At 63.6% G+C, this 9,757-nt stretch carries 11 protein-coding genes and 1 pseudogene; all 12 read right to left on the bottom strand.

Annotated features, from left to right (window positions below; all coding sequences use genetic code 11):
- A partial coding sequence (locus EN964_RS13800; RefSeq protein WP_281059557.1) for a flagellar motor protein MotB occupies positions 1 to 468 on the bottom strand: 468 nt, incomplete at its 3' end.
- Entirely contained in the window at positions 465 to 1,091 is a 627-nt protein-coding gene (locus EN964_RS13795; RefSeq protein ID WP_127270048.1) for a hypothetical protein, read from the bottom strand. The genes EN964_RS13800 and EN964_RS13795, both read right to left, overlap by 4 nt.
- Positions 1,092 to 1,094: 3 nt before the next feature.
- Positions 1,095 to 2,741: a flagellar basal-body MS-ring/collar protein FliF gene (gene fliF, locus EN964_RS13790; protein ID WP_023810010.1), complete on the bottom strand. Its 1,647-nt coding sequence runs from the start codon at positions 2,739 to 2,741 to the stop codon at positions 1,095 to 1,097.
- Between the two features lie 132 nt (positions 2,742 to 2,873).
- Positions 2,874 to 3,938, bottom strand: coding sequence for a flagellin (locus EN964_RS13785; protein WP_127270046.1), 1,065 nt, complete (start codon positions 3,936 to 3,938; stop codon positions 2,874 to 2,876).
- A gap of 256 nt (positions 3,939 to 4,194) precedes the next feature.
- Complete coding sequence (locus tag EN964_RS13780) at positions 4,195 to 5,181, bottom strand: flagellin (RefSeq protein WP_127271439.1); 987 nt, start codon at positions 5,179 to 5,181, stop codon at positions 4,195 to 4,197.
- A gap of 198 nt (positions 5,182 to 5,379) precedes the next feature.
- Positions 5,380 to 6,111, bottom strand: a complete 732-nt coding sequence (fliP, locus tag EN964_RS13775) for a flagellar type III secretion system pore protein FliP (RefSeq protein ID WP_127271437.1) — start codon at positions 6,109 to 6,111, stop codon at positions 5,380 to 5,382.
- Positions 6,108 to 6,602, bottom strand: coding sequence for a flagellar basal body-associated FliL family protein (locus EN964_RS13770; RefSeq protein ID WP_127268384.1), 495 nt, complete (start codon positions 6,600 to 6,602; stop codon positions 6,108 to 6,110). The genes fliP and EN964_RS13770 overlap by 4 nt, the downstream gene beginning before the upstream one ends.
- Before the next feature lie 17 nt (positions 6,603 to 6,619).
- Complete coding sequence (gene flgH, locus EN964_RS13765) at positions 6,620 to 7,327, bottom strand: flagellar basal body L-ring protein FlgH (protein ID WP_127268383.1); 708 nt, start codon at positions 7,325 to 7,327, stop codon at positions 6,620 to 6,622.
- Positions 7,324 to 7,905: a MotE family protein gene (locus EN964_RS13760; RefSeq protein ID WP_127268382.1), complete on the bottom strand. Its 582-nt coding sequence runs from the start codon at positions 7,903 to 7,905 to the stop codon at positions 7,324 to 7,326. The genes flgH and EN964_RS13760 overlap by 4 nt, the downstream gene beginning before the upstream one ends.
- Before the next feature lie 9 nt (positions 7,906 to 7,914).
- A pseudogene (locus EN964_RS13755) lies at positions 7,915 to 8,887 on the bottom strand (flagellar basal body P-ring protein FlgI).
- A 263-nt stretch (positions 8,888 to 9,150) separates the two neighbouring features.
- Entirely contained in the window at positions 9,151 to 9,678 is a 528-nt protein-coding gene (gene flgA, locus EN964_RS13750; RefSeq protein ID WP_127268380.1) for a flagellar basal body P-ring formation chaperone FlgA, read from the bottom strand.
- A 3-nt stretch (positions 9,679 to 9,681) separates the two neighbouring features.
- On the bottom strand, positions 9,682 to 9,757 hold a 76-nt coding region (locus tag EN964_RS13745), incomplete at its 5' end, for a flagellar basal body rod C-terminal domain-containing protein (RefSeq protein ID WP_373565058.1).

Here is a 9,757-nt window from a genome sequence, read left to right as displayed (position 1 = left end):
CTGCATGACGCCGGTATCCGCGGCGATTTCCGAAAGCACCGCGTAGGGGTCGGCGAAGAGATGATCGTCGGAGCGTTCCGCCTGCTGCGGCTCCTGCTTGTCCTGCTTGCGGTCCGACGCGCCCGCGCCGGCATTGCCGTTCTGTCCGGCTTTGCTGGTCGCCTCTTGCGGATCGTCTGCCGTCAGCCCCATGGCGCGCGGTCCGTCGCCGAGATCCTCCAGGCCCTTGCGGCTCGAATTGCGGTCGACCAGCTTGACCGGGTTGAAGTAGCTGGCGACGGCTGCCTTGGTCTGCTCGTTGGCGGCGTTGATCAGCCACATGACCAGGAAGAAGCACATCATGGCCGTCATGAAGTCGGCGAAGGCGATCTTCCAGACGCCGCCATGGTGGGCCTCGTCATGGTCGTCATGGCTGCGCCGCACGATGATGATCTCGTGGCGGCCGTGGTCGGCGTCTGCGACGCTCATGCCAGGACCTCCGAGAGGACCGTCGACCATTCGGCCATGCGCGTCTCGAACACCGCCTCGTCGATGGCGACGGTCAGGTCGAAGCCTGGCGCCTCGACAAAATCGAGATTGGCGGCGCGGGGTCCGAGCGACGCCTTCAGTGTTTCGAACATCGAGAGCGGGCCGCGCACGACGATGCGCACCGCTTCGGCATCGCCGACCGCTTCGCGGATGGCGCCGGCCAATGCCTCGATCGAACGTTTCTGCAGATCGTCGCTGACGATGCCGCCGATGATGCGGGCGACCGTGGCGGCGACAAGTCCGGTGACGCGCGCCTCCATGGCATCGATGCGCAACGAGACCGCCTTGCCGACATCGTCGCCGAGGCTTTCGAGAAATATCCTTGCTTCCTCGGCATTGGCCTGGCGTTCGGCTTCGAGCGCGGCGTCATGCGCAGCCGACAGGCGGACCTCCAGCGCTGCCTCCGCCTGGGCAACCGCCTCGGCGATCAGCGTGCCGATATCGGCCTGCGGCGCCGGCGTCTCGGGCTTGTGTTCGGGATCGATTGCTGCCCGCGACTGGCCGGCACGTTGCGCGCGCGTCCCGAAATCAGGCAGAAGGTCGAAGAGGGCTACGGAGGGCATGGTTTACACCGCCACTTCCTGGGCGGCCCATTTGCGCAGGATCTGCGCGGTGCGCTCCTCGTTGAGGTCGACCATCCTGGCAAGCCTGTCCTGCGGCGCCGGCCGGATCTTCTGGCGAAGATCGTCGAGCGGCGTGGGGCCTGGGCGTGTGCCTGGCAAGGTCCCAATCGCGGCACTGTCGGTAGCCGCCATTGCCTCCGGCGTCGGCAGCGAGCGCTGGACGTCGTCGAAGCTGGGACCTGCCAGGGCCGGAGTAGCCTTTGCCGTCAGCGCCGCGGCCATCGGCCTCAGGCCGAAGAAGGCGACCAGGAACACCACGACGATGAAGGCACCGGCATTGATCATCGTGCCGGCATGCTGGCCGATCGAATCGAGCATTCCCGCCTGCGGGATCGCCTCGCCATCCAGGCCGTCGATGAACTCGACCGCCGAGACGTCGATGATGTCGCCGCGCTTTTCGTCAAGGCCGGTAGCGGACGTGACCATCTTCTGGATCTCGGCGACGCGCTTGGCGATCTGCTCCGGCGTGGCGTCCTTGCCGAGGATGGCCGTCAGCCGTTGCTGATTGACGACCACGGCAATCGACATCTTGGTGACGGTGTAGCCGTTTGAGACCGTGGCGATCTTCTTGGAATTGATCTCGTAGTTGGTGATCTCTTCCCTGCGGTCGTTCTGCGAGGAGGATTGCGGACCATCGGTGGCGGTTGCCTGGGTCTCGGGCAGGTTCTGCTCGACGCTGGCCGGAGTGGAAGCCTGCTTCTGGTTGTTGTTCTCGTTGGCCCGCACCGACTGCACCGAGCGTTCGACGCGGGAATTCGGATCGAAGATGGTCTCTTCCGTCTGGCGGGTGTCGGTGTTGACCTCGGCCTTGACGCTTGCGCGGAAATTGTCGGGGCCGAGATAGGCCGTCAGCGCACGGCGGATGTTGTCTCCGATCTGCGCCTCGACGGTCTGCTCGACGCCGAGCGTGCGGGCGGCGCTGGTGTTGGAAGGATCGTCGCCCGCGGCCAGCAGATTGCCGCTGGAATCGAGAACAGTCACCTTGTCTGCCGACAGGCCGGGAACGGCGGCGGCGACGAGATGGCGGATCGACATGGCGCTCTTCTCGGCGTCGATGCCGGCGTAGCGGATGACCACGGAGGCCGAGGGCTGCTGCTCGTCGCGGCGGAAATTGGCCCGTTCGGACATGACGATGTGGACCCGCGCAGCCTTGATGCCCGATATGGACTGGATGGTGCGGGCGATCTCGCCTTCCAGCGCCCGCACGCGGGTGATCTGCTGCATGAAGGAGGTGAGGCCGAGCGAGCCGACATTGTCGAACAATTCGTAGCCGGCATTGGCGCTGGTCGGCAGGCCCTTTTCGGCAAGCAGCATGCGGGCCTGAGCGGTGGTGCCGGCCGGCACCAGAACCGAGGTTCCATCGGCGCCGACATCGAAGCCGATGCCGGCTTCGCCCAGCACCAGGCCGATCTGGTTCACGTCGGCGCGGTCTAGTCCCACATAGAGCGTGTCATAGGCGGGGCGGTTGAGATAGACCGAGGCGATGCCGATGACGCCCATCACCAGAACGGCGATGCCCGCCAGCATGGCGAGGCGCTTCACGCCAAACCCGCGGAGATTCGAGATGATGCTCTGGATCTGTTCCGGCACGGTTCAACGACTCCCAGCATGATTGTCCGCCGGAACTCTAGTCTTCGAAGCTTGTGCGAAAATGAAATCGGGCCGCGCTGGCGGCGCGGCCCGATTATCTGATGGAAAGGACGGCGCCGGTGGCGCCCGTGATCAGCTCTTGAACAGAGACAGGATCGACTGCGAGGCGCTGTTGGCGATCGACAGCGCTTGAACGCCGAGCTGCTGCTGAACCTGCAGTGCCTGGAGCCGGGTCGATTCCTTGTTCATGTCGGCATCGACAAGCTGGCCGACGCCGCGGTCGATGGAGTCCATCAAACTCTGGGTGAAGGTCTTCTGCAGGTCAATGCTGCTCTTGGCGGAACCGAGGATGGTGGCGGAGTCGGTCAGCTGGGCCATGACGTTATCGATCCTGTTCACCATCTGCGTGATGATGTCGTCGGTAATGCCTGGTGCCGTGATATCGAGGTTGTAGGCGGAGATATTGTCGACCTTGGCGACCGCTCCCGCCGCCGTCTGGCCGGCGGTGTTCGCGGCGATGTCCGTTCCTCCGCCCGCGATCACGCCCGCATAGGCGTTGTCGTACAGGGTCTGGGCGGCGCCCGTGGAATAGATGGACGTCTGGCGATCGAGGGTTCCGTAATTCTTGACCTCGGCGGCGAGGCCGTAGTCGAAAAGCTTGGTGCTCTCGACATCGATATCGATCGTCCCGATCGAGATGGCGCCGGATGAGGAACGATTGAATGAGGACACGATCTGGGAGTCGGGCTGGACGCCGTCATTGGCGGCCGCAACCTGCTTTGAGGTCACCGCTAGGAAGTTCGAGCCTGAAAAGGTGGCCGCATCGGCGAACGACTTCATCTGCGCCTGAAGCGCTTTGATCTCGGTCTGCGTCTTTGCCTTGGCTGCGTCCGTCTGGCCGACGGTCGAAAGCAGCTTGGTCTTGATCTGGCCGATCGTTGTCAGCACATTGTTCATGCCGGTGTAGGCGGTGTCGACTTTCGAGGCGCCGAGGCCGAGTGCATCCTGCACCGTCGACAGGGCCTGGTTGTCGGAGCGCATCGTGGTGGCGATCGACCAGTAGGCCGCGTTGTCCGAAGCTTGCGAGACACGGTAGCCCGTCGATATGCGGGCCTGTGTCTGCTCGAGTGACTTGTTGGTGGCGCTGAGGCTTTGAAGCGCGGTTAACGCCGCGGCGTTGGTCATGATACTCGCCAAGAAAGTCGCTCCTTCTCAAAGGCCGGCATGCTCAGACATGCCGGATAGCCTGCTTCAACCGTGGTATCGTGCCAGTAGGGCCGATTCGCCAACCGTTGTAAGCTATTGGTTAACCATAATTAGCGGGACATGGTTAACAGCCTGTTAAACGCGGCCTTTCGAGAGTTAACGACAGAGCGTTGCGCGCGGTCCGAGCAAACGAAATCGGGCCGCGCTTTTGGCGCGGCCCGATTTTAGTGCAAGTTGGCGGATGCGATTAGCCGCGGAAGAGCGACAGGATCGACTGCGACGAACCGTTGGCGATCGACAGCGCCTGGATGCCGAGCTGCTGCTGGACCTGCAGGGCCTGGAGGCGGGTCGATTCCTTGTTCATGTCGGCATCGACGAGCTGGCCGACACCGCGATCGATGGAGTCCATCAGGTTCGAGGTGAAGGTCTTCTGCAGGTCGATACTGCTCTTGGCGGCGCCGAGCGTGGTGGCGGCGTTGGTCATGGCCTTGAGCGCGGCATCGACGACGTTCATCTGCTGCGCGATCTGGCTATCGCTGGCGGCCGTGCCACCCGAGAAGATAGTCAGCGAGGCAACCGAATAGGTGTCGGTAACCGCTGCGGCAGCGCCCAACGTCGGTGCCGAGGCCGTGGCAACAGCAGCGCCCGTGGTGCCGAGGCGGGCCGTGTCGAGAATACCCTTGGCGGTTGGTGCCGCGCCGGCATCGTACAGCTTGATGCTTTCCACATTGACATCGATCGTCGAGATCGAAGCCGCGCCGGTCGCGTCGCGGTTGAAGGCCGAAACAATCTTCACGTCGGCCGCGGTGCCTGTCGCAGTGGACACCGAAAGCATGTTGGTGCCGGAGAAGGTGGCGCCATCGGCGTAGGCCTTCAACTGGTTCTGAAGGGCGGCGATTTCGACCTGGGTCTTTTCTTTGGAGGCGTCCGTCTGGCCGTAGGACGCGACCAGCTTGGTCTTGATCTGGTTGATCGTATCGATCGCGCTACTCATGCCGGTATAGGCTGTGTCGACCTTAGAGGCGCCGAGGCCGAGAGCGTCCGAAACGGTGGACATTGCCTGGTTGTCGGAGCGCATCGTGGTGGCGATCGACCAGTAAGCGGCGTTGTCCGAAGCCTGCGAGACCTTGTAGCCGGTCGAGATGCGGGCCTGGGTGTCGGTGAGGGATTTGCTGGTGGCGTTGAGGCTCTGCAGGGCCGTCAATGCGGCGCTGTTCGTCATGATGCTGGACATGGTACTCGGACCTTGATTTTACAGGTATTTTTTACATACCGGCTCTACCGGTATGACGGTGCGGCATCATGCCCATGATCTCTCAAAATCGATCACCCGCCATCTGCGAGCGAATATGCGGGCAAGTCCCTACCAAAGGGCTAAACCGGACGGTTAATCGAAAATATATTGCTGGGATTTCGAGCCGGCGCCGCAGGGTCAGTTGAAGGAGCGCACCAAGCTGCCGACAAGCAGGTTCCAGCCGTCGATCAGGACGAAGAACAGGATCTTGAACGGCAGCGACACCACTGTCGGCGGCAGCATCATCATGCCCATCGCCATGGTGATGGTGGCGACGATCAGGTCGATGACGAGGAATGGCAGCACGATCAGGAAGCCGATCTCGAAACCGCGCCGGATCTCCGAGATCATGAAGGCCGGCACCAGGATGCGCAGGTCGACGGTGTCACGCGAAACGGTCTGTCCGCGCTCGCGGGCAAGGTCGGCGAAGAGGTCGAAATCCTTGTCACGCACATTGTGCAGCATGAAGGTGCGGAACGGGTCCGAAATCTTGTCGAAGGCTTCGGTCTGGGTAATCTGGTTGTCCATCAGCGGCTTGACGCCGGTGTTCCAGGCCTGATCGAAGGTCGGCGCCATGACATAGAAAGTCATGAACAGCGACAGCGAAATCAGGATGAGGTTTGCCGGTGTCGACTGCAAGCCGATGCCGGCGCGCAGGATCGAGAAGGCGATGACGAAACGGGTGAAGCTGGTCACCATGATCAGCAGGCCTGGCGCCACCGACAGAACGGTCAGCAGGCCGAACATCTGGATGATGTAGCCTACGGTGGTGCCGTCGGCCTTGCCGATACCGCCGAGATCGAGTTGCTGCGCCGTCGCGACGGACGTTGCGGCCGCGATCATCGCCGTGGCGAGAAGGAACTTTCTCATTCGAGCAGCAATGTCCTGATAAGAATCTGCTTGGCGTGACCCTGGCTGCGGATCGAGGCGCGTTCCTCAAGATCGGCCTTCAGGTGCTGGTAGCCGCTGGCGCCCTCGATCTGATGCATCTTCAAGGTGCGCACCAGGGCCAGAAGATCCTGGTGGATGTCATCCGACATTGCCTGTGGCTGCGGCCCGTCATAGACGACGGACACCTCCATCCTGATCCATGTGCCGGCAGGCGAGGCGATGTTGGTGGTGATCGGCGCCAGCACGACAAGCATCGGGCCCAGGCCTGGCTGCTCGGCCGCGGTGGGCTGCATGATCTTGCCTTCGTTCTCAGGCGCGACCGGTACCGACGCCGGTGCGCCGACGCCTTTGAGATAACCGCCGGACATCCAGCCCATGCCAATGGCGGCCGCCGTCACAAGCAGCAGCAGGCCGGCCTGGATGGCAGGGGAGGGACCCTTGCGTGGCTGAACCTGTTCGATATTTGCCACGGCGCCCTGCTCCGATCCTAGAACGGAAGAACCTGGTCGAGAATCTGCTGGCCGTAGGCAGGCTGCTGGACCTCGGTGATGCGACCGCGTCCGCCGTAGGAGATGCGGGCCTCGGCGATACGTTCGTAGGGGATGGTGTTTTCGGCGCCGATATCGGCCGGCCGCACGATGCCGGCGAGCGTCAGCACCCTGAGCTCGGCGTTGACGCGCACTTCCTGCGATCCGGTGATCATCAGATTGCCGTTGGGCAGCACATCGGTGACGATCGCCGCGACATTGAGCTCAAGTGTCTCCGAGCGCTTGATCTCGCCGTCGGCAGTCGTGTCCGTGGTGGAGCTGAGAGCCCCAGCGCCCTTGCCGGCTGTGCTCCACTGGTCCCACTGCGCGCTGAGGTCGTAACCGAGCTTGCGATTGGCGGTGCGGCTCCTGTCGTTCTGGTTCTTGAAGTTGGCCCGATCGTTGATCTTGATCTTGACCGTCAGGATGTCGCCCTGGGACAGCGCCCGCGGGTCGGTGAACAGCCGGCTCTGGCGGTCGTCCCACAACGAGAATTTCTTGACTGGCGCGGGCGGCGTTTGCGGATAGCGATAGAGGGAGCCGGTACTGCCGCCATCGATGCCGGAGCCGACCGGGGACAGGGCCGGCTCCCTGCCGACCTCCTTGAGGTTGGTTCCGCAACCCGACAGCATGGTGACCGCGCACAGGACAAGCATTTTCCGGATCATGACGGATCTACCCTTCGGGCTGCGCTGGCCATAATGCCGGTGAGCGTCGCCGCTGCCTTCTGGTCCATTTCGTTGAGGATGACGCTCGCCTTGCGTGTATCGAGCTTCATCAATATGGCCGCAGCCAGATCGGCGTTGACGATGGCCAGCCGCTCGGCGGCGGCGTCGGGCTTCATGCCGGCGTAGATCTGGACCACGCCGTCCTCTGCCCGGGCCAGGAAAACCTCGCGTCGCTTCAGCCAGGTCTCGTATTCAGCTTTCTTTGCATCGAGAGCTTTCATGCGCTCGTCAATGCCGGCCTGGAGCTGCTTCAGTTCCTCCGCCTGCAGGACATAGCGGCGGTCGCGGGCGGCGTCGGCGATGTTTGAGCAGAAGCGCTCGATCTCGCTTTGGTCCGGCGCCTTTTCCCGCGTCAATTGCTGCGGCGTCGCTGCCACCGGTGCTCCCGGCAGGACCTGGCGGACCGTCTCCTCGCCGCGCGCAGTGTCGCCGGCAAAGGGCAGCGTCGCGAGAATGGCGGACGCGAGCAGGATCGCAGCGGTGCGGTGTCTTTCGTGGTGTGAGAAGAAGCGCGTCATCGGCATCGCCTATTGCAGAACCAGGTCGGCCTGCAGGGCCCCGGTCGACTTGATGCCCTGCAGGATGGCGATGATGCCATCCGGCTTGACGCCGAGGCGGTTGAGGCCGGAAACGAGGGTCTGGAGATCGGGTCCGTCCAGCACGGCAACGCGGGCGTCGGGCCGGCTGGCGTCGATGGCTGTGAACGGTTCGATGGCGGTCTCGCCCTTGGAGAAGGGCTCGGGCTGGACGACGCGCGGCGCTTCGGTGATGCGCACGGTGAGCGTGCCGTGGCTGATGGCGACACGTGAGATCTTGACGTCATTGCCGATGACGATGGTGCCGGTGCGCTCGTCGATCACGACACGGGCCGGCGTGTCGGATTCGACCACCAAATTCTCGATCTCGGCATAGAAGCGGGCCGCCGAGACACCTTTCGGCCTTCTGATCTGAACGGTGCGCGAATCGCGCTCCGCCGCCACCCGCATGCCGAAGCGCTGGCCGGTGTAGTCGTTGATGGCGTCGGCGATGCGGATAGCGGTCGAGAAATCGGGATTGCGCAGTTGCAGCGTCAGGATCGCCTGATCGTCGAACTCGGCCTGGACAGCACGCTCGACGATGGCGCCGTTCGGCACGCGGCCGGAGGTCGGCACGCCTTGCGTCAGCTGCTCGGCCTGTCCCTGGGCGGTAAAGCCGGACACGATGACCGAGCCCTGGCCGACGGCATAGATCTCGCCGTCCGCCGCCTTCAGCGGCGTCATGATCAGCGTGCCGCCGGAAAGCGAGGTCGCGTCGCCCATCGACATCGACGTCTCCTCGATGGGCGCCCGATTGCACGTAGGGCGGCATGTTGGCGGTGACGATGACGGCGGCGACATTCTTGGCGCGCGCACTGCCGCCTTCGGTGGCGATGCCGAGATTTTCGAGCATCGCGCGGATCGACTGTTCGGTGAATGGCGAGTTGCGCAGGCTGTCGCCCGATCCGGCAAGGCCGATGACCAGGCCGTAGCCGACGAGCTGATTGTCGCGCGAACTCTGCAGCTGGGCGATGTCCTTGATGCGCGCGGCGACCTGGCCCGGCGGCAGCGAACTTGGCCCGGTCGACACCCGGAACATGCGGCTGGTGGTGGCCGGATCATATTCGGGATCGCTGTAGACGCCGCCATTCTTGGCGGCGAGCTCGCGCTTGGCCTTCGACGTCAGGCCATCGGCCAGCGCCGGCTGCAGGCCAAGCACGGCTGCCAGCATCAGGGTAAGCCCGCGCATCATGAAGCGCTGACCTGGATGGTTCCGTCCGCCATCACCGTGCCGGACAGGATTTTGCCGCTGTCGATGTTGCGAACCTTGACGAGGTCGCCCGCAACTCCCGGCTGCAGCGTCACGGCGGTGGCCGAGATCGTCAGCCCGCCGGCGATGAAGAAGATCTGCACGGAAGCACCCTGTTCGACCAGCCAGGCCTCGCGGATGGCGGTGGAAGGAATGTAGCGGCCGGGCAGCAGCGTGCGCTTGGCGACCTTGCCATCCAGTTCTTCGGCTCGCGTGGCGACCGCCTCCGGCTTGCGCTTGCCGACGATAAGGGTGACCTGTTTCAGGGCAGCCAGGTTGATGGTCTCGCCGGGATAGATTACCCGGCTCGGAATAAGCACCACCTCGCCGCCAGCTTGATTGCTGGCGATCCGGGTGGCCGATTGGTTGGTCGACTCCTGGGCAAAAGCCGGCATCGTGCCGGTCACCAGCGCAAGGACGAGCGCGGTGCGGCGGAATGCGGACAGGAGGCCGGGCGTCGACATCATGCGTTACCTGATGTTCTTGGAGACCACGGAGGCCATGTCGTCGGCGGCCTGAATGACCTTGGAGTTCATCTCATAAGCT

It is taken from the genome of Mesorhizobium sp. M7A.F.Ca.CA.001.10.2.1, from assembly GCF_003998575.1.
In the GTDB taxonomy this organism is placed as follows: domain Bacteria; phylum Pseudomonadota; class Alphaproteobacteria; order Rhizobiales; family Rhizobiaceae; genus Mesorhizobium.
The sequence above is the reverse complement of the archived record's forward strand: the minus strand, read 5'-3'. Positions and strand labels throughout refer to the sequence as shown.